The organism is Bradyrhizobium tunisiense (assembly GCF_042263385.1).
Lineage (GTDB): Bacteria > Pseudomonadota > Alphaproteobacteria > Rhizobiales > Xanthobacteraceae > Bradyrhizobium > Bradyrhizobium tunisiense.
This window is the reverse complement of sequence record NZ_JBHLEV010000002.1, coordinates 165511-185644: the sequence shown is the minus strand read 5'-3', so window position 1 is coordinate 185644 and position 20134 is coordinate 165511. Positions and strand designations below refer to the sequence as shown.

Here is a 20134-nt window from a genome sequence, read left to right as displayed (position 1 = left end):
GTACGTTAGGTTCGCGCAGGCATATCCTGCCATATGCCTCGCGTATCGATGACGTCGAGGTGTCGCCGCTCTGCCAATGGCACCATTTTGAATTCATCATGATCGACGAGCAGAATCGCAATCTCGCAACTGCGCATGGCTTCGTCGATGTTCACGAATGCGACGCGATAGTCGGCCAGTTGAGGAGGCAAACGGCGCAAATTCGGTTCAACAACCTTGATCCGCTCGCCGTATTTCGCCGCGAGATGCGTGGCTATCTCCATCGCCGGGCTTTCACGCAAGTCGTCGACATTGGCCTTGAACGTCAATCCACAACAAGCAACGTTCGCGTAGGGATGATCGTCGATCAGCGCCTCTGCGCGCTCGATGACCTTGTGGGTCTTGGTGTTGTTTACGTCGCGGCTGGTGCGCATCACGCGCGCCAGGTCGGGGGCCGAGTCGATGATGAACCAGGGATCGACCGCAATGCAGTGCCCGCCTACACCCGGTCCCGGTCGCAACACGTTCACGCGAGGGTGGCGGTTGGCGATGTCGATTACTTCCCAGACGTTGATGTCGAACCGGTCACAAATCATCGAAAGCTCGTTGGCGAAAGCGATGTTGGTGTCGCGGAAGGCGTTCTCCGTCAGCTTGACCAACTCGGCCGCTCGTGCGGTAGTACCGACGCAAGCTCCGCGAACGAACATCTTGTAGAAGCGTTGAGCACGCCGCGTGCAGGTTGGCGTAATCCCGCCGATGCACCTGTCATTGTTGATAAGCTCGGTCAAGATCCGACCCGGCAACACGCGTTCGGGACAGTATGCGACGTAGACCGCTCCGTCCTCCTTGTCGTTGACGCCTATGTGCAACTCCGGCCGGCGTCCAACGATTCGACTTGCGATGGCTTCGGTCGTCCCAATCGGCGAGGTCGATTCAAGAATGACAAGATTGCCGGGCACCAGAAGATCGATGATACTGTCGACGGCGGCATTCACGCTTGACAAGTCTGGATGGTTATCGTGATCGATCGGGGTCGGCACCGCGATGATGAACACGTCCGCCGGCCGCGGCTTTCTCGACGTCGTGAGCGCACCGCTCGACACGACTTTGGAAACAAGACCATCCAGATCTGGCTCGGCGATATGGATTTTTCCGGACGCGACGGTGTCGACTATGCGTTCGTTGGTATCGATCCCGACGACCTGCAGCCCTCGGCTCGCAATTAGCGCCGCGGTCGGCAGCCCGATATAACCAAGTCCAATGACATCGATCTTTTGGAATTCAGGCATCGAGAAGAACCTTCACGATCCGCTCACTCGCGTGCCCGTCACCAAACGGGTTGTGCGAGCGCGCCATGGCAGCATAAGTCTCGTCGTCGTCGAGGAGACGAAAAGTCTCCGCAACGATCCTGTCATAGTTTGCACCGACCAGGCGCGCTGTGCCCGCCTCTACTCCCTCGGGACGCTCGGTGGTCTCGCGCATCACCAGGACGGGCTTCCCGAAAGTTGGGGCCTCCTCCTGTACTCCGCCTGAATCTGTCAGGACCAGGTAGGACAACGATAGCAAGCTCACGAAGTCCGTGTACTCCTGAGGGGAGATGAGGGCGACTCGCGGGTGGTCCGACAATCGCGACGCAAACAGATCACGAACATTCGGATTTGGATGAACGGGAAGCACCACGGCAACGTCCTCACGCCGCAGGATCGTCTCCAGTGCGTTCACGATATTGGTAACCCCGCCGCCGAAGTTTTCCCTGCGATGGCAAGTCACCAGGATGATGCGCCGATTGCCGTAACGCTGCTTGATGCCGTCCCATCGGCACGAGAGTCCTGGGTCGGATTCGACCATGGCTTTCGCGAGAATGAGAGCATCCACTACCGTGTTTCCGGTAACGTGAATGCGGTCATTCGAGACGTTTTCGGAACGCAGCGCTTGCGCAGCGCGCTCTGTGGGGGCGAAATGCTGATCGGCGATCGAGCCGACGATCTTGCGGTTCACCTCCTCGGGCCACGGGGCGTAGATGTCGCCGCTGCGCAGTCCAGCCTCGATGTGCGAGACCGGTATACGATGATAATAGGATGCCAGCGCACCCGCCATGGCGGTTGCCGTGTCGCCTTGGACAATGACCCTGGTGGGCTTCAGCTTTTCGAGGAGTTCGCCGACTTGTCCGAGCAGCCGGGCGGTCAGGTGATCCAGAGTCTGATTGGTCGTCATCACGTTCAGATCAAAATCCGGGACCACTTTGGCCAGCTTAAGGACTTGATCAAGCAAGTGCCGATGCTGCGCCGTCGCACAGACTGTTACGGAGAGGTCCTTGCTCTGCTCGGCCTTGAGCCGGTTGATGACCGGAAAGAGCTTGATTGCTTCCGGCCGGGTTCCCAGAAGGATAAAAAAATGCTTCCGCACGCCTCAACCTCCGATCCGGCTCGTACCAGGCGGAAGAGGGCCAGGCGGAGCAAGCGGATGCCGAAGCGCCTGCCTGATGAGAGCTTGCGCCAGGACGCCCGCAAACAGCGTATTGGTCGTGGCGTAACGCCACCACATCCGCCCAGGCTCCTGATAGATGCGGTAGAGCCATTCGAGGCCGAGCTTCTGAATCTGGACCGGCGCGCGCCGAACCGTGCCTGCCAGAATGTCGAATGAACCACCCACGCCCATGATGAAAGGCACGCCGAGATCATCGCGGTGGGCGGCGAGAAAGCGCTCTTTTCGAGGCGTCGGCATGCCGATGAAGAGACAATCGGCCGCGCTGGATCGGATGTCGCGTACGACGTCACCCTCCTGCTCGCGCTTGAAGTAGCCATCGCGCCAGCCTGCGAAGACAAGTGAAGGATGTTTCTCGCGCGCAACCTGCATCGCCTGGTTCAATACGACGGGAGTAGCGCCAAGGAAGTAGGGCTTGAAGCCGTCCTGCGCACATACCGCGAGCAACTCGGAAAGGAGATCCACACCAGCAACCCGTGACGTCGCCGGAAGGCCCAGCGCTCGAGCGCCCCAGACGATCCCCATGCCGTCGAGGCCGACAACGTCGCTGTTGGCGACATCGGCCGCCAGTATGGGATCGGATCTCATATTGATGAACTTGGCGACGTTCAGCGCCACATGTTGCAGCCGCCGGCGGCTGCGCATAGCGCCGCGCGCGAGATCGACGGTCTCGGCCATCGTCAGCAGGTCGACGGGACATCCCAGAAATGAGGCGCGCATTGGAACCTACTCCAAAAAATCCGAGTCCGGTTTAAATTTGCATTTAACATTATTATAGAGATAATACGCAGCAGATATTTAATTGCAAGGTTTAAATGAATCGAAATGCGCGGCAAAAACAAGGCCTCTACGCAAACGCGCCAGCAACAATCAACGCCAACTTAAATGGAGGAATTAATTGATGATTTCGGTCATCATTCCCCATCTTAATCACACCGACGCGCTGGAAGCCTGTTTACGCAGCCTGGACGCACAGACCCTGACTCGGGACGCGTTCGAGATCGTCGTGGTGGACAACGGTTCGGCAACGCCCCCACTCGACGTCGTTGCGCGTCATCCTGGTGTACGACTGCAGCACGAACTGCATCCGGGCCCTGGCCCGGCGCGAAATGCAGGCGTCGCCGCCGCCAAAGGCGAGATCCTCGCCTTCATCGACGCCGATTGTAGAGCTCATCCGGATTGGCTGAGCAGCGTGATGGCATGGTCCTACTCATCGCCAGCCGGCACGGTTCTCGGGGGCGACGTTCGCATTTGGCGGCCGCAGAATACGGAGCTTGACGCCATCGCGGCCTACGAGAGCGTCTTCGCGTATCGCTTCAAGCTCTATATCGAGCGGCACGGTTATTCCGGTACTGGCAATATGGCGTTGTTCCGCCGCGACTTCGATCGCGTCGGTCCCTTTGCCGGCATTGACGTAGCCGAAGATATGGAATGGGGGCAGCGCGCGCTACGCGCAGGACTTCGATTTCGATACATCCCAGAAATGATCGTGTTCCATCCGGCTCGCGGCTCTCTCCAGGAGCTCTACACCAAGTGGGACCGACACATCGCACACTATCGCAACATGGCGGAAGGTAAACCTGTCTGGCAATTGCGCTGGATCGCGCAAGCGTTGCTCGTCTTCGCATCACTCGCGCCAAACGCAGTGACTGTGCTGACCAGCGACCGCCTACATGGCACCGGCGTCCGCCTCAAAGCAATTGCCGTGTTGTGTGCTGTCCGGACGCACCGCGCCGTGACCATGCTCTCGCACTTGCGAGGTCGACGGGCGGTCGCCTGGAACCGTTAGCGAAACGGAATTTCGTCAGACGCCATCAAAGGCACAATTGTGTGTCAACTCCGGCAGATCAGTACGTCGCCCGAATGACCACAGGATCCAACCCAGCTCGTAGCTGCGGCATTCAAGCCGAACTTCCACATTCGCAGCGTCGATCAGCCGCCCCTTGTTTCCGAGCCAGGCGTTCTTGAATGCGCGCAACACCCGCGGCGCCTTTGTCCTCGATTCACCCTTGCGAACCTGCGAGCGGACAGTCAGGTTCAGTTCGGGAACGAGCATGGCCCGCCCCAGTTGATTGTGGCCAAGGGCCCAGTTGAACCCCTTGACCAGGGCGTCCCGCGATTGCCTCTGCCCAAAGCGCTCGGCCCATTCCAGCAGCGCCGGGGCCATTCCATACTGATGGACCGAATAGACTTCGTAGAAATCAATGACGCGGCCGCTCAGCGCGTCGAAAAACCAAGGCCATTCACCTTGCGGGCCTTGGAGCATTATCAGATTACGAACGCAAGTATCGGCCATGACAAGCGCGGACGCGTCGCCGGAAAACTCGCCATACTGATAACAGGCGATCGAGAGGTAGGTCTGCGTCGCAAACGACGAGAACCGGCGACGAAGGCCAAACGGTGCATCGAAGAACAATCCCGATTCGCTGTGGAAGCGCTCCTTCAAAAGGCGATAAAGCGGCATGGCGTAGCGCCACCACTCGTTCTCGCCTGCCCTCGCCTGGGCCACGACTCCGGTGAGCAGCATGCCAAGATCCTGCGCCCGGAAGCTCTTCCACCGGCCCTCATCGGAAAGAATGGCTCTCAGCTCGCATTTGACCGGGTCCGGTATTTCGAGACCAAGTTCGGCGGCGCTCCATAGCGCCATGCCGAAGGCATACTTCCTTACCGGAAGCTGCGTGAGTTGCAGAGCGTTGCGACGGAATATCTCGGGAATATCAATGCCACTTGGAACTTCGGCAACGCGCGACATGCCGAGAAGAACGTTGAGGGTATAGAATACGTCGCTGCTTGGTATCGACTCGTTTGGCGACTGACGTCCATCGAGATGGTAGATATGCGACCACCGCCGGTGTTCAGGTAGCCAACAACGCTCTAGCCCGTTGAGCGCGTAATTCACCAATGGTGCATTTTGCGAGAGCGTACTCGCCGCCGTAGGCACCACGAGCTTCACTTCAAAGTTCGGACTAATCATCATGGTGAACCGCCATTCCAAGCCGGGTTAGTATTCTCGAATGCTTTCATCCAATCCGCGTAGCAACGGATAGAGGAAGTAGGAAATCACGGTGCGCTTGCCGACTTTCAGTTCGGCCGTAACCGCCATGCCTGGAATCAGTTGAATGCGCTCGGGCGGCAGCCGAAGGTGCGTGTCCAACAAATCGACCAGTACGCGGTAATAGGGAGCTGGCGCGTGGCCCGCACCTTCGGCCTTCGGATCCGGCGAGAACGTGTCCTGACTGACGACGCGGACTTCTCCCGTCGCAGTTCCATACTTCTGGAAAGGAAATGCTTCGAACTTGATGCGGACCGCTTGTCCAAGCGCCACCTGGCCGATATCACGCCCCTCGACTTTGACCTCCGCCTGCAGCGGCACGTCGCGCGGGACTAGGACGAACAGCGTTTCCGCTTCGCGAACGACCGAGCCCACTGTGCGATTTGCGATCTCCAACACCACGGCGTCTGCGGGCGCTTGCAGGACGATCAACTGTCGTCGAAGCTCGGCCTTCTTCAATTCCTCAGCTGCGCTATTCCGCTTCGGCACCGTCTCCGCCAGTTCCTGGTAGGTCGTGCGGCGGAATTCCTCGGCAAAGACCTTCTGGTCAGCACGGGCTTTCTCCAGCCGATGCGCACTGTCGGCGATACTGCCGCGAACGCGTGCCAAATTGCTCTCAATCTCGAGCCGCGCATCACGAGACAGCAGGAAGTTCAACCTCGAGCCGACCTCCTTGTCCATCAGCGTGCTGCGCATGGCTTCTATCGCGCGCATGGTGTCGAGCCGCTGAAGAAGGACCCCCTCTTCATCCTTCGCTGTCTTGAGATTGGCTTGGGCGGAAGCGATCTGTGTGTCGTAGTTCTGGATCTGCGCCTGATAAGCGGCTCTCCTCTGCAGAAACACCTTGCCCTGCAGGATCTGGTCCGCATTCGTGAGCTCCTTGACCGCATACTCGGTCCCATCCAGTTCGGCGCCCAGGCGATCGATCGAGGCATCTAATCCGGCCACTCTGCCGCGCAACTGGTCGAAATCCGCTTGCGAGAAGGTTGGATCGAGGGTCGCCAGAACGTAGCCGCGGTTGACACGATCACCGGCCTTCACGTGGATTTCGCGGATGACCGATGTTTCCAGGGGCTGCACGACCAAGTTCGGACGTGTCGTGGTTAGTTTGCCTTGCGCCGTGACGATCATCTCCACTTGCGAAACCGATGCCCAGGTCACTGCAAAGACGATCAGTGCAAGTACGCCGTAGAGAGTGAGACGCGCCAGCCGCGGCGGCGCTTGCTGCTCCACCTCGGCTGCATCGGACTGGAACTCTGCGATCAATCGCGCTGGCCTCGGGCCCGGCCTGACCTTTCGGCGCCGCTCGACCGTCCTGGCCACGACCAGTCCGTCCGGACTTGCATCCGCGCGTGATTGCCTCGTCTGCTTCATGCAACTTGCTTCATCTGTTGGTTCCACAAATGCCTGTAGATCGTGCATTTCGACAGGAGGTGATCGTGGCGATCCACGTCAATGATCCGGCCGCGGTCCATGACGAGGATCCGGCTTGCTTCGGTCAGCATCGACAGCCGGTGCGAGACGATGATGACGGTACGTCCTGCTGCCAACCGACGGAGATTGCGCCTGATGATCATCTCGCTTTCGGAATCGAGAGCGCTCGTCGCTTCGTCGAGAATCAGGATCCGTGGATTGACGATCAGAGCCCTCGCAATCGCGAGCCGCTGCTTCTGTCCACCGGAGAGGTTGGCAGCGTCTTCCTCCAGCATGGTGTCGAAGCCACGCGGCAACCGCTCGATGAACTCGTCGGCGCCTGCGAGCTGCGCCGCAGCGACAACCTCGGCAAAGGTCGCGTCACGTTTCACGCAGGCAATGTTGTCGCGGACCGTCCCGCGGAACAGGAAATTGTCCTGCAGGACGATTCCGAGGTGTCGGCGCAGGTGTGTCAGGTCGAGCTCCCTTGAATCATATCCGTCGATACGCAGCAGCCCCTGCTGCACCGGATACATCCCCGAGATCAGCCTTGTGAGCGTCGTCTTGCCGGAGCCGCTCCGGCCCACGACCCCGAAGATCGAACCTGGCTCGATGGTGAAGGAGACATCATCAAGCGCCGGCGCGCCTTCAGCTCCGTAACGAAACGAAACACTCTCGAACTCGATCTTGCCGGCGAGGTCAGGCCGCAGCCCATCTTTCCTGCCATCACGCTCGGGCTTCTGGTTCATCACCTCACCGAGCATTTTCACCGCAAGAGCAACCTCCTGGTATTCGTGGACCATGGTCACGAGTTGGACCAGCGGTCCGGAAACTCTCCCGGCCAACATGTTGAAGGCGACCAGCGCGCCGATTGTCATTTCTCCCGCGAAGACGTCGATTGCTCCGACGGAGATGATTCCGAGTGTCATGATCTTCTCGAGGAATCCGGTGAGCGCCTGGGCGCCTGCGGAAATCTTCTCGACACCGAACCGCATGGTCACCGATTGCGCGCAGCGGCTATCCCAGATGCGCCCCTGCAGGGGCTCCATCCCCAGCGACTTCACCGTGCGCATGCCGTGAACCGTTTCGACGAGAAGAGCCTGCCGCGCGCCTTCCGCCTGGTAAAGGTCGTAAAGACGCCGCCGGAAAGGACCCATGAGCAGCCCGACAACAGCACCGCTCGCGGCAGTGAAGGCCAGAACGATAAGAGTCAATTTGACGCTGTAGAGAGCAAGTACCGGCAGGAAGACGAACAGCGAAAGCGCATCGAGAGTGGTCAAGAACAGTCGCCCGGTCAGAAATTCGCGAATACGGGCTGCCTGCTGCATGTGCTTGACCAAGACTCCCGCGGCCATATGCTCGAAAAACGTGACCGGAAGCCCGAGGAGATGACCGAACGTCTTTGTCGCAACGCGAATATCGACCTTGTTGGTCGCATAGAGCAGCAGGTAACGCCGCAGAAAGCCGAACATCGCATCGAAGACGAGCGCTGCGGCCGCCCCTGCCGCGAGCACGTAGAGCGTGGTGAAGCTCTCGTGAACCAGAACCTTGTCGATCACGAGCTGGAAGAAGATCGGGACGACGAGGCCCAACGCATAGAGCATGATCGCGGCGATCGCGACATCCCTGAACAGTCGCCACTGGCGAAGCAGCTCCGGCAAAAACCAGCGGAGGCCGAAATTCCTCCGTGCATCCTGTGCCAACTGTTCGCGCTTGATCAGGACCGTTTCACCGGCCCACTGAGCACAGAATCGGTCCCGGTCGACGACCAGCACCTCGTCCTTGCGATTGGCAAGCGGGTCGAAGACGCTGACGACCTCGATGCCCTCGGTTCCCTGGCCTGCACCAAGGACGACGATCCAGTTGCCATTGGCGAGCCGAGCCAGCGCGGGATAGGCTTCTCCAAGACGAATCAGCGCGCCCCAATCCAGTCTCGTGCTTCTCGCGCGCAGGCCTGCATCCTTCGCCATGCGCAGTAGGAGAGTCAACGGAAGCGGGCCGGCCACCGCGTAGGTGTGCTTCAGGCGTTCGACCGGAAGATCGATGCCATGGTGACCGGAAATCTTCGACAGGCATTCCAATGCCGTCTGCGTTGCCAAGCCGGACGCCTCCGCGACCTGGTCCGTCGCGCCGCCAGCCTCGTCGAGTTCAGCGGAAATTTGAAGAGACATTCAAAGGCCGTGTGTTGGGCGCGAGCGCATCACGCGCCCCCGAAGCGCCATTATGCGACTGGGCAGGCTGATTCCGCCGGACCACGCCCGCATCAACCAGGCCCTGAAGCGCCTTCTGCATCACATCCACCGAATTGGCGAAGGACTCGACCGAAAAGATCAGCCGCTGAGAGAACACCCGTTTGGGGGCATTGCTGGCATCACGCTCTGTCGGAGAAAGACTGACTAGGTCGACGCGGACGATTGTTCCGCTAACGGTAATTTCCTCGATTCCATCGGTATAGAGTTCGGCGTGCATCTTGCTCTCCTATGCTGCTGCCAGCTGCGGCCTGAAAACGACGTCAACGCCATAGCTCGTTGAGTTGTAGGTGTTGGTTGGAAACAGGTTGTCCGTGCCGTACGCAAACACACCGTTGCCGCCGATCGATGCCGAAGATGGGGCGGTCAGAGGTCCGTTGGTGATCGCATTGGCCAGCAGGCCCGGATCGGCGGCGTAATTCCCGGAGGTGTGATAGGAGGCGACGTAGGTGGATCCCGGCATGATCGTCACAGGTGTGGCGAAATTGACTTGCTGCCAGCCATCGGCCGTTTCGTTTGTAAAGGTCGCCGTCGCCAGCAATGTCCCGGTACCGCTCCAGAGATCTGCAACGTGCGTGCCGGTATTGGAAGGCCCCTTGTAAAAGCGAATGCCGATAATATCGCCCGGGGTAGACGCCTGAAATTTGACGCCTAGTTCCACTGAATTTGGATCATTGGCCGCCACGATGGCGGGCTCCTGACTTGCGCTGAACAGGCGCACCGTCGTCGAAGACGCAGCGCTTACATCAAGCGCAACAGATGCATCCGCTATGCCACCATGACCGTCGGAGATGCTATAGTTGAAGGACGCGGGTCCCGTGTAGCCGGCCGTCGGAGTGAACGTCACGATGTTGCTTTGGGCGTTGTAGCTGGCGACGCCATTCATACCGCCGCTCGCGCCTGTGATCGTGAGCGTATCACCGTTGGGATCGGAGTCGTTGGCAAGCAGTGCTGAGCTCGGAATCCCGAACGGAACGTTCTGTGTGGCGTGGAAGCCGCTGTCATTCGCTGCGACCGGTGACTGGTTGGGGCCGCCGCTCGAGCTCTTGAACACGACATCCACCCAGTAATTGCTCGCCTTATAGGTACTGGTCGGGAACAGATTGCTTGTTCCGTAGCTGTAGAGGCCATTAATGTTCGCAGGAGCCGTGAGCGGACCATTGGTGCGAGCGGATGTGAAGTAGCTGGTGGTGGAGGCGTAATGGCCGTTGCTGTGATAGCTCGCGACGTAAGTGGTTCCGGCCGTGATTGACACGGGATTGCTGAACGTGACTGTCTGCCAACCACTGCTGCTCTCGTTCGTGAACGTCGCGGTCGCCAGCAGCTCGCCGGTACTGCTCCACAACGAGCCCGTATGGGTGCCGGAATCGTTTGCGCTCTTGTAGTATTTGATTCCGGTAATCGTTCCGGCCACGGACGACGCGAATTGCACCCCGAGGTTGATTTGGGAAGTGTCCGAACCCGATCGTATGGCCGGAGTATCGGTGCTGGAGAACAGGCTCACAGTCGAAGGAACTGGCGAAACTGCGATATCGAATGTCGCGCTGCTCGCGAGGTTGCCCAGATCGGCAGCAGAGACGGTAACGCTGAGCGTACCAACATCCGCCGACGTCGGCGTGCCGCTAAAGGTACGACTCTGAGCATTGAACGTGAGCCAGGCGGGAAGGGCTGCACCGCCAGAGGTTGCGCTGTAGGTGAGCGAGTCGCCGGCGTCGACGTCGGTGAAGGTGCCGGCGGGCAACGTCAGCGAGAGCGCCGAGTCAACGGTAACGGCCTGGTTGCCGGTCTGGATCCCCAGTACGGGCGCATCGTTGGCCCCATGAATGGTGACAGTAAGCGTGCTCGACGATGCGACACCGGCAGCATCCCGCATCGTATAGCTGAAGACATCGCTCACCGTATTGGCCGACTGCCGCAAGGCTTGCACGGCTGCATCGTTCTCGTTCACCGTGTAGGTGAAAGCACCCGAAGCACCGAGCAAGAGGGTGCCGTGCGCACCCGTGAGAGGTGTATCGAGCGTCCCGTTGGTCGAGCCGAATCTGACTGCGCTAACGGTTTTGGTATCACCGGAATCGGGATCAGTATCGTTGGTCAGTACGTTACCGGTGGCCGCCGTGCCGCCCGTAGCGTTGTTTGCGCCCCCTTTTTCCGTCGCATCAGCGACGTCCGCGACCGCGGTTGGCGGGGTATTTGTGGTGGCGGAGGAACCGTTGAAGACAACGTCGACCCAATAGTTGGAGGATTTGAAGGTATTGGTCGGGAATACGCTTCCGGCGCCGTAGCTATAGACGCCGTTGCCGTCAGCCGGAGCCGTCAACTGGCCGTTGGCAAGGGGTGTCGCGAAGTAGTTCTGGGTGCCAGAATAATTGCCGTTGGTGTGATAGGATGCGACGTAGGTGGTGCCTGCGGTGATGGCCACGGGAATGGAGAAATTGACCTGCTGCCAGCCGCTGGCTGTCTCGTTCGTGAACGTGGCAGTTGCAAGCAGGGCTCCGGTCGAGCTCCAGAGATTCGCAATATGGGAACCGGTGTTCAACGATCCCTTGTAGAAGCGTAGACCGGTGATTGTCCCATTTATGGATGCGGTAAACTTGACTCCGACTTCGATAGGGCTGGTATCGCCGGAATTGGGGACGTTTGGCGCATCATTGGTGCCGAACAGGCTCTGCGCAGAGGCCGGATAGTTGACCTTGAGCGACACCTGGCCCGAACCGCTTTGACCGCTCGTGTCCGTGATCGTGTAGCTGAAGCTCGCCGCCCCGGCATAGCCGGCGGCGGGAGTAAACGTCACGGTCTGGTTCTGCGAATTGTAGCTTGCGCTTCCATTGGCGGCATTACCGACGCTGGTAAGCGAGAAAGCCAGCCCGGACGTGTTGGTATCGTTCGCGAGCAGCGCTGATGCCTGGATGTTCAGCACACCATTTTGGGTAACCGTGAAGCCGCTGTCGGCGTTGGCTTGCGGCACGCTGGCTGCGGAGGAGCCGTTGAAGACGACGTCGACCCAGTAGTTCGAGGACTTGAATGTATTGGTCGGGAACACACTGCCGGACCCGTAGCTGTAGACGCCGTTGGCACCGGCCGGGGCCGTCAACTGGCCGTTGGCAAGCGATGTCACGAAGTAGTTCTGGGTACCGGAATAGTTGCCGTTGGTGTGATAGGATGCGACGTAGGTGGTGCCTGCCGTGATGGCCACGGGATTGGAGAAATTGACCTGCTGCCAGCCGCTGGCGGTCTCGTTCGTGAATGTAGCACTTGTAAGCAGAGTGCCGGTCGAGCTCCAGAAATTCGCAACATGGGCTCCGGTGTTCGACGATCCCTTGTAGAAGCGCAGGCCCGTTATCGTTCCGCTCACGGATGCGGTGAACTTGACGCCAACTTCGACAGGGCTGGCATCGCCGGAATTGGGTACGCTTGGCGCATCATTGGTGCCGAACAGGCTCTGCGCAGAGACCGGATAGTTGACCTTGAGCGACACCTGACCGGACCCGCTTTGGCCGCTCGTGTCCGTGATCGTATACCTGAAACTCGCCGCCCCGGCATAGCCGGGAGTGGGAGTAAACGTCACCGTCTGGCTCTGCGAATTGTAGCTTACGCTTCCATTGGCAGCGTTACCGACGCTGGTAATCGAGAAAGCCAACCCCGACGGGTTGGTGTCGTTCGCGAGCAGCGTTGATGCCGGAATATTCAGCACGCCATTTTGGCTAACTGTAAAGCCGCTGTCTTCGTGAGCTTGCGGCGACGTCAAGCCTGAATCGCTGAAAACGACGTCGACCCAGTAATTCGCGGCCTTGATAAAGGAGGTGTTGCTGGGGAAGACCGGGCTGCTGCCATAAGCATAGATGCCGTTGAGGCTGCTACCGGGCGCGGTGAGCGCACCTTTCGTAATTCCGTCATAGTCGATGAAGTAGTAGTCCGTTGAGGAATAATGGCCGGTGTTCGTGTGATACGAGGCGACATACGTGACGCCGGCCTGCACACTGACAGGCGTCGCAAAATCAACCTGCTGCCAGCCGCTCGCGGTTTCGTTGCTAAAGGTGGCTCTCGCAAGCAGCGCGCCGTTCGATGTCCAGAGATCACCGATGTGGGTGCCCGTATTCTCGGGTCCCTTGTAGAAACGAATGCCTATGATCTTACCCGATACGGTAGGCACGAATTTGACGCCAAGCTCAACCGCGCCGGAATCGCTGTTCGAGATCACTGCTGGCGTGGCGGTCGGACTGAAGAGTGTCAGGGCGGAAGATGCTGTTACCGTGTAGCTGGTGCCCGCACCGGGTGTTTCCAGGTTCAGGCTGTCGTCGACCGCCCGGGTTTTCAGAGAATATGCCCCCTGAGCTCCTGTGCTGAACGAGTATGACCACGTCACGTTGGCCGCGCCGACATTGCTGTTGGCTGGATGCCAGCGCGTTCCACCGTCCGTGGAGATTTCGACGCCGGCAATCTTTCCACCCGCGTCAGTGGCCGTCCCCGTCACCGTGATGGACTGCCCCTCGGCAACGCTGGCAGCAGAAAGATTGGTGATACTGGAGCTCGGCGCCGTGACATCTGTCGACCGGATCGCGGCAGTCAAGCTGGCTTGCAGGGCCGCCGGCTGAACCCCCATGTCGGCGAAAAGATTCACCATCGCCTGCTGGACGTTGGGATCGACAGGAGTCTCAGGACCGTCGTGGTCGCTGGCAAGCGCCCACGGCCAGTTGATTGAACCGGCCGAGAAGATCAGCGCGCCACTGACGGGATCCCGATGCAGAACGAGATTGTGGGTCGCCGTGCCTGCTCCGAACGTGTTGCCATAGTCAAGCAGGTACTTCCCATCTACATTGATTGTTGAGGACGAGACGCTGACCAACCCGGCAGGGCGGAATCCATTGTCCGGCGCGATGTCCCACTCAACGCCCAACAGGCCGGGTACGAGCGAGGCAGTCTGACCCGATGAGGTTTGCGCGACGGCCGTATTGCGCCAGAAGCGCAACTGGGTCATCGGGTAAGGTATCGTGATCGTGTCGTACCGAAATGCGTTGACCGCGAACAATGTACCGGTCAGCTGATTCGAGGGAAGAGGAGCACCGAAGCGCGGGTCGGAGAAGTTTCCGGTCGCCTGTCCTGACGGATCAATCAGCGCATTTGCGTGCGTATCCTTGTAGCTAATGAGTGTGCGATTGGCTGTCCCGCTGCCATCGATGCTGGGTACCAATCTCGTTTTCCAATAGATCTCGTTGGCTGTGAGAAACGCAAGATTCACGCCGGCGTGCGCGGCCGCCTCTACGTTGGCGCGCTGGGCTTCGGTCCAATACTCGTCATGCCCCGCGTCCATGAAGACCTTGTGATTGAGCAATAACGAGCCGTTTGTCGCAGCATCTATTCCAGAAATGTAAGAGACATCGTACCCGTTCTGCTCGAGCCAATAGATGGCCGCAATCTCAGCCGTGAACGGGGAGTCTCCTCCCTCGGAGAAGGTTCCGGTGCCGTCACGCGTTACGAGGGGACGATTGTAGCTGACCGCGTAGGCCGATCCATTGATGCCCGGGCCATTCCCGAAATAAAGGTTGGCCCCTCCCCAACCGTTGTAAGCTTGCCAATCCTGATCACTTGTCTGCAGGACGATGTCGCTGTGTGAAGCGTCGTTCCGTATGATGAACGGAATCTGGAAAATCTCGGTGCCGTTGATGACGTTGGCGAAGTAGACCCCCGAGGCCGCATCGGCTGGCACGCTCCAGGAATCGGTTACGCTCCAGTTGCCGGCATCGACGAGACCGGTGGACGCCTCCCTTAGTGCAGCGGGTTGGACGACCGCGGCGGCGGCCTGATGCTGCAGGCTCGTAACCAGTCTGGCACCATCGCCACCGTAATAGCCTAGCCGGTAAACATCGACGCGATAGTTCGGGTTGCCGGTCAGGTTGTTGATCTTGAATTGGACCGTACTTCCGACATTGGTGCTGATTGCTGTCGCAAACCCCTGGGTCAGGGTCGAATTGTCGCCCGGCTGGATCTCCCAGACACTCCTCGGTGTGCCCGGCTTCTGGTTCTCCAATACGGTGGGATTCGTGGGTGGATCTGAGACGATAGTCCCCCCCTGCCCATTGCTCGTGAAATTCCAGTTCAAGTCCATCCCCGAGAACAGCAAGGAGACGTTGGCCGCACCGTTGCTGAAATCGACCGCGCTGATGTTCGAGCTGCTGTCGTAGTGGACGGTCGCCGACATCGACGTTGTAAAGGGTAGATCCTTCAGGTCGATGAGATTCCCAGGGGAAAGCGGCGCTTCCGGGAATGGACCTGCGATCAATCCGCGGAAGTTGGCCGACTGGTCGAGGACAAGCGTGCCAACATCCGCGTCGAACGACACGGTTATGCCGGAGAACGATCCATTCAAGAACTGGCCGGAAACAGAACCTCCGATCTTCAGGACCGCTTGGTCAGCGATCTCGAAAGATCCAGTGCCGCTGACGTCGCCCCTAAACTCAGCGGTCGCTATGCGATCGCCAAGGAACGCTCCAACGACGACCGTCCCATTGTTCAGAACATTGCCTTCGACGATAAACGGCGTGCCGCCATCCAACGAAAGCGTTGCACCTGCGTCGAGCACCAGGCTCCCAATATCAACAGGGGCCGAGCTCGTGACGACATACGTTCCTGAGGCATCGAGGAACGCAGAGTCGTTGATACTCGGGAGGCCAGCGCTCCAGTTCGGTGCGACATTCCAGCCTCCGTCAGTCGGATGGGCCCAGTGAGTGGCGCCAGGGGTGGAAATCGGTTGTGACGTCGGCGTCGCATCGTTCGCCGCAGACGGGAGCGTGAGCGCCAGGCCTTTGTGACCGCTCGTCAAAGACGTCGAGGACAGCAGCGCAGACAATCGCGACCGGGAAGCTGCGGCGAAGAAACGGGGCACAAAGGCGCGTAAGCCCGACGTATCACCCGGGCCGGGCCGAGACGTCCGTTCGAAGAACGAGGCGTCACCGACAAGAGAAGGCAGAGTGGATATCCCGCTTACCGTGTGATCAACGAGCGACGGAGCCCAGAGGCCATGCGGGTCGAAGCCCGCGAATCCATTCAAGAACGTCGATTCCTGCCAAGGGGCGAAAATATCTTCCCCCGGAAGCACGGAGCGAGTTCCCCGGCCGAAGACGCTCGTTTTTTGAACCAGCATAGCCGTACCGATTAAATAAATAACAGAACAACTCTTTAATTCCATTTTGACCCGCGGTCAATTAAATGCGCAACATATAACGCAATTTAACCTGCCCGCTGAGTAGTGTTATCGCGAAGCGAATTGGGGCAGCCGCACGATTTCGTTTAAATATCTGCCGTAGCCGCTCTTCTCCAAGGGGCGCGCCAGCGCGAGCAATTGATCGCGATTGATGAAGCCGATTCTGAAAGCGACCTCCTCGAGACAGGCAATCTTCATTCCCTGCCGCTTTTCAAGGGTCTGCACGAACGTCCCTGCATCGATGAGTGATTCGACCGTGCCGGTATCCAGCCAGGCAAACCCCCGTCCCATGCGCTCAACGTGGAGCTCGTTGGCCGAAAGGTAACGCATCTGGAGATCAGTAATCTCGAGCTCGCCGCGCGCAGATGGCTCGACACGACGAGCGTAGCGGACAACGCGGTGGTCGAAAAAGTACAATCCCGTGATTGCCCAGTTCGAAGCTGGCAGCCTGGGTTTCTCCTCGATCGACACCGGGCGGTCCGCCTCATCGAACGCGACGACGCCATATCGCTCCGGGTCGCGTACGTGATAGGCAAACACTGTTGCGCCTTCTTCACGTCCTGCCGCTCTGGCAAGCAACTCGCTCAGGCCGTCGCCGAAGAAAATATTGTCTCCAAGCACCATCGCCACGCGATCGTTTCCGATGAAATCCGCACCCACGATGAACGCGTCCGCGAGACCGGCGGGTCGGGCTTGTTCCGCGTAGCTGAGCCGGATGCCCCACTGGCTACCATCCCCCAGCAATCGCTCGAACTGACACCGGTCTGAAGGCGTAGTGATGATCAGAATTTCGCGGATCCCCGCCAACATCAGCGTCGACAGGGGATAATAGATCATTGGCTTGTCATAGATCGGGAGCAACTGCTTGCTGACCACGCGCGTTATCGGATAGAGCCGCGTTCCGCTGCCGCCAGCCAGCACGATTCCCTTCAGCATCGGTTTCTCCTTCTCCGACCAGCTGGTCCAGACAAGATTCCAGTGACTGGCGCCAAGGTGCCAATCGAATCCCGAACACACGTTCGGCCTTGGATGAGTCCAGGCGCGAGTTCCGAGGTCGACGCGCAGCAGTTGGAAACTCCTCGGTCGTAATCGCCTCGAGCGTCGGAATCCGCGCTCCACGACGGGAACGCTCGTGAAAGATCGCCTCTGCAAAATCGTACCAGCTTGCCTCGCCTTGACCCGCGAGATGAAAGATGCCGGCGATGGCCCTGCGATCGTCCGCTACGGACCGTTGTGCGATCCGGAGGACGGCTTCCGCGAGGTCGAACGCGTAGGTCGGATTTCCACATTGGTCGCGGACAACCCTTACAATTTGCCGCGTCTCGCATAACCGCAGCATCGTCCGGACGAAATTGCTGCCATAGGGACTGTAAAGCCACGAGCACCTGATCACCGTCGCAAGCGGGTGCGCGGCCAATACAGCAGCTTCACCGGCAAGCTTGGATGCGCCGTAGACGTTCAGCGGCGCCGGAATGTCGGTTTCGTCGTAGGCATCGGACTTCGCACCGTCGAACACGTAATCGGTCGACAGATGGATCAGCGGAATGTTCATGTGCCACGCGACATCTCCCAGCGCCGCCGCGCCATCGCGGTTGATGCTGAACGCCCTCGCTCTTTCGGATTCGGCCTGATCTACCGCTGTATAGGCGGCCGTGTTGATGATTGCGGAAGGCGCGATCGACGCGATGAGTTTCTCGATCCCTTCGCGGTTCTCCATATCGAGCTCTGGGCGCCCGAGAGTCACCGCAAGCAGACCGCGCATTGCGGCAAGTTCACGAAGACACCTTGCCAACTGGCCATTGCGTCCGGCGATGAGGATGGGTCGATCTGTCATCTTCAACTCAGCTTTGGGCGGCCAGGAGACCCAGCCGCGAGCCGTCATAGACGCCGCAGCGAGCACGTTCCCACCATGTGCGGTTCTTGAGATACCATCCGACGGTTTGGGCCAGGCCCTGTTCGAAGGTTCGCTTGGGTTCCCAGCCGAGTTCGCGACGTGCCTTCGATGCGTCGATCGCATAGCGCGCATCATGTCCCGGACGATCCGGTACGAACGTAATGAGGGAACGTCTCGATCCGGCGCCCGGAGACAATCGATCCACAACGTCACAAATCCGAGTGACGACCTCCAGGTTGGATCGCTGAGCATCTCCTCCGAAATTGTACTTCTCGCCAGGCCTTCCTTCGTACAGAAGGCATACTAAGCCTGCGGCATGATCATCGACGTGAAGCCAGTCTCGAATATTCCTGCCGTTGCCATAGACTGGCAGAGGCTTCCGGTCGATGGCATTCAGGATCGTCAGCGGGATAAGCTTCTCCGGAAACTGATACGGACCGTAATTGTTCGAGCAGTTCGATACGATAACCGGCAGGCCGTAAGTTCGAAACCACGCGAGTGCGAGGTGGTCCGAGGCCGCCTTGCTCGCCGAATATGGGGAGCTCGGCTTATAGGGCGTGTCCTCGCGGAACAAGTCGTCGGGACCCAACGAGCCGTAGACTTCGTCAGTCGACACGTGGATGAAGCGGAACTGCTTCCGCCTCGAAGACGGCAGACGTTCGTAGTAGGCTCTGGCAGCCTCCAACAGCGTATAGGTGCCAACTACATTGGTATTGACGAAGGCGTCGGGCCCGTTGATCGAGCGGTCGACGTGGCTTTCGGCGGCCAGATGTATGATCGCATCCGGTTCATAGTCGGCGAACGCAAAATCCATGGTCTCACGATCGCAAATGTCGGACTGCAGGAATGCGTAAGTCTCCAGTCGCTCGATGCTCGCGAGCGACGCCAGGTTGGCTGCGTATGTCAACTTGTCGACGTTGATCACCGCAGCACCCGTCTGTAGCACCAAACGGCGACAGACCGCAGAACCGATAAAACCCGCTCCGCCGGTTACCAAGATACGCATTCTACCCGTCTCCACTAGTCGAAAACGCAACCGAGCTGGCTGAGCGTAGGAAGGGTCTGGTCCCTTGGCGACACCTGGGCTTCCGAGGGCGTCACGGGCCACTCGATCGCCAACGTTGGATCAGCCCAATAGACGCCACCGTCATGACTTGGGGCATAGACCTGGTCGACCTTGTACAAGACGACGGTCTTGGGCTGCAGCGTACAGAAACCGTGCGCGAATCCCTTCGGAATGAAGACTTGATCACCGCTCTCACTATCCAGTTGGATCGCGATGTGCTTGCCGTAGCTGGGCGATGAACGCCGAAGGTCAACTGCAATATCGAGAATCGCTCCGCTCAACACCCGTATCAACTTCGCCTGCGCGAAGGGCGGGCGCTGGAAGTGCAAGCCGCGCACCGTGCCGACCCGATCCGAGCTGGACTGATTATCCTGAGAGAAGTCATGAAGAATTCCCTTCTCCGCAAAAGCCGATCGCTGAAAAGTCTCGCAGAAGTAACCGCGGGCGTCAGAAAACCGATCTGGGCGAATGACTTTGACATCGGGGATCGCCAAGGATCGCAGTTCCAACATTGGGTACCCTCCTGCCCTCTCTCAATTCGGATCGGGCTTCGATGCGGTGGACCATAATCCCCGGTGGAGTTAATTTTCCGCCCCCTCAATCCACGCCTAAACGCTCGCCTTATTTTTAAGAAGCCGCCCGGGCGGTAATCGCAAACTACGGAAATGTCTTCGAATTCTTTTAAGACATGCCTGAGTTGAGCCGCACGCCGCTATTTTCATCGCGGTTCAATTTAATATATGATTTATTTAATTTGGCAAGTGGATTTTTACAAGCTATATAATATCTCGCCTTCCCG

General features: G+C 59.0%; 13 protein-coding genes. 1 reads left to right on the top strand and 12 read right to left on the bottom strand.

The window, feature by feature from the left end:
* Nucleotides 1-5 precede the first annotated feature (5 nt).
* The 3 genes from wecC to ACFDR6_RS08195 are packed head-to-tail and all read right to left on the bottom strand — an operon-like array spanning nt 6 to nt 3183.
* Nucleotides 6-1268 carry a UDP-N-acetyl-D-mannosamine dehydrogenase gene (gene wecC / locus ACFDR6_RS08205; RefSeq protein WP_375858007.1) on the bottom strand — a complete coding sequence of 421 codons (1263 nt, stop codon included), beginning with the start codon at nt 1266-1268 and terminating at the stop codon, nt 6-8.
* Entirely contained in the window at nt 1261-2385 is a 1125-nt protein-coding gene (gene wecB / locus ACFDR6_RS08200; RefSeq protein ID WP_317240028.1) for a non-hydrolyzing UDP-N-acetylglucosamine 2-epimerase, read from the bottom strand. Before wecB ends, wecC begins: the two co-directional genes overlap by 8 nt.
* Nucleotides 2386-2388: 3 nt before the next feature.
* On the bottom strand, nt 2389-3183 hold the full coding sequence (locus ACFDR6_RS08195) for a WecB/TagA/CpsF family glycosyltransferase (protein WP_494516593.1): 795 nt from the start codon (nt 3181-3183) through the stop codon (nt 2389-2391).
* A gap of 181 nt (nt 3184-3364) precedes the next feature.
* Between ACFDR6_RS08195 and ACFDR6_RS08190 the strand changes: the two genes are divergently transcribed.
* Nucleotides 3365-4252, top strand: coding sequence for a glycosyltransferase family 2 protein (locus ACFDR6_RS08190; RefSeq protein WP_317240030.1), 888 nt, complete (start codon nt 3365-3367; stop codon nt 4250-4252).
* Between the two features lie 15 nt (nt 4253-4267).
* Here the strand turns inward: ACFDR6_RS08190 and ACFDR6_RS08185 are convergent, their stop codons facing one another.
* The 9 genes from ACFDR6_RS08185 to rfbC form a co-directional block, all read right to left on the bottom strand.
* Complete coding sequence (locus ACFDR6_RS08185) at nt 4268-5440, bottom strand: hypothetical protein (RefSeq protein WP_375858006.1); 1173 nt, start codon at nt 5438-5440, stop codon at nt 4268-4270.
* A gap of 24 nt (nt 5441-5464) precedes the next feature.
* On the bottom strand, nt 5465-6781 hold the full coding sequence (locus tag ACFDR6_RS08180; protein WP_317240032.1) for an HlyD family type I secretion periplasmic adaptor subunit: 1317 nt from the start codon (nt 6779-6781) through the stop codon (nt 5465-5467).
* A gap of 104 nt (nt 6782-6885) precedes the next feature.
* Nucleotides 6886-9099 (bottom strand): peptidase domain-containing ABC transporter, encoded by a 2214-nt coding sequence (locus ACFDR6_RS08175; protein ID WP_375858005.1) that lies wholly within the window; start codon nt 9097-9099, stop codon nt 6886-6888.
* Nucleotides 9077-9397 carry a hypothetical protein gene (locus tag ACFDR6_RS08170; RefSeq protein ID WP_317240034.1) on the bottom strand — a complete coding sequence of 107 codons (321 nt, stop codon included), beginning with the start codon at nt 9395-9397 and terminating at the stop codon, nt 9077-9079. Before ACFDR6_RS08170 ends, ACFDR6_RS08175 begins: the two co-directional genes overlap by 23 nt.
* A gap of 9 nt (nt 9398-9406) precedes the next feature.
* Nucleotides 9407-16315, bottom strand: a complete 6909-nt coding sequence (locus tag ACFDR6_RS08165; RefSeq protein WP_375858004.1) for a DUF4082 domain-containing protein — start codon at nt 16313-16315, stop codon at nt 9407-9409.
* Nucleotides 16316-16423: 108 nt separating this feature from the next.
* The gene (rfbA, locus tag ACFDR6_RS08160) at nt 16424-17311 is read right to left on the bottom strand and encodes a glucose-1-phosphate thymidylyltransferase RfbA (RefSeq protein WP_317240036.1); all 888 of its coding nucleotides are present in this window, start codon (nt 17309-17311) and stop codon (nt 16424-16426) included.
* Entirely contained in the window at nt 17220-18209 is a 990-nt protein-coding gene (gene rfbD / locus ACFDR6_RS08155; protein WP_375858003.1) for a dTDP-4-dehydrorhamnose reductase, read from the bottom strand. The genes rfbA and rfbD overlap by 92 nt, the downstream gene beginning before the upstream one ends.
* Before the next feature lie 7 nt (nt 18210-18216).
* Nucleotides 18217-19275 (bottom strand): dTDP-glucose 4,6-dehydratase, encoded by a 1059-nt coding sequence (rfbB, locus tag ACFDR6_RS08150; protein ID WP_317240038.1) that lies wholly within the window; start codon nt 19273-19275, stop codon nt 18217-18219.
* A gap of 14 nt (nt 19276-19289) precedes the next feature.
* The gene (gene rfbC, locus ACFDR6_RS08145; protein WP_317240039.1) at nt 19290-19847 is read right to left on the bottom strand and encodes a dTDP-4-dehydrorhamnose 3,5-epimerase; all 558 of its coding nucleotides are present in this window, start codon (nt 19845-19847) and stop codon (nt 19290-19292) included.
* Between the last annotated feature and the right edge of the window lie 287 nt (nt 19848-20134).

Excerpts from the sequence above, each read along its gene's own strand:
- wecC (WP_375858007.1), bottom strand. The coding sequence starts at position 1,268 with ATGCCTGAATTCCAAAAGATCGATGTCATTGGACTTGGTTATATCGGG.
- ACFDR6_RS08195 (WP_494516593.1), bottom strand. The coding sequence starts at position 3,183 with ATGCGCGCCTCATTTCTGGGATGTCCCGTCGACCTGCTGACGATGGCC.
- ACFDR6_RS08190 (WP_317240030.1), top strand. The coding sequence starts at position 3,365 with ATGATTTCGGTCATCATTCCCCATCTTAATCACACCGACGCGCTGGAA.
- ACFDR6_RS08185 (WP_375858006.1), bottom strand. The coding sequence starts at position 5,440 with ATGATGATTAGTCCGAACTTTGAAGTGAAGCTCGTGGTGCCTACGGCG.
- ACFDR6_RS08175 (WP_375858005.1), bottom strand. The coding sequence starts at position 9,099 with ATGTCTCTTCAAATTTCCGCTGAACTCGACGAGGCTGGCGGCGCGACG.
- ACFDR6_RS08170 (WP_317240034.1), bottom strand. The coding sequence starts at position 9,397 with ATGCACGCCGAACTCTATACCGATGGAATCGAGGAAATTACCGTTAGC.
- ACFDR6_RS08165 (WP_375858004.1), bottom strand. The coding sequence starts at position 16,315 with ATGCTGGTTCAAAAAACGAGCGTCTTCGGCCGGGGAACTCGCTCCGTG.
- rfbA (WP_317240036.1), bottom strand. The coding sequence starts at position 17,311 with ATGCTGAAGGGAATCGTGCTGGCTGGCGGCAGCGGAACGCGGCTCTAT.
- rfbD (WP_375858003.1), bottom strand. The coding sequence starts at position 18,209 with ATGACAGATCGACCCATCCTCATCGCCGGACGCAATGGCCAGTTGGCA.
- rfbB (WP_317240038.1), bottom strand. The coding sequence starts at position 19,275 with ATGCGTATCTTGGTAACCGGCGGAGCGGGTTTTATCGGTTCTGCGGTC.
- rfbC (WP_317240039.1), bottom strand. The coding sequence starts at position 19,847 with ATGTTGGAACTGCGATCCTTGGCGATCCCCGATGTCAAAGTCATTCGC.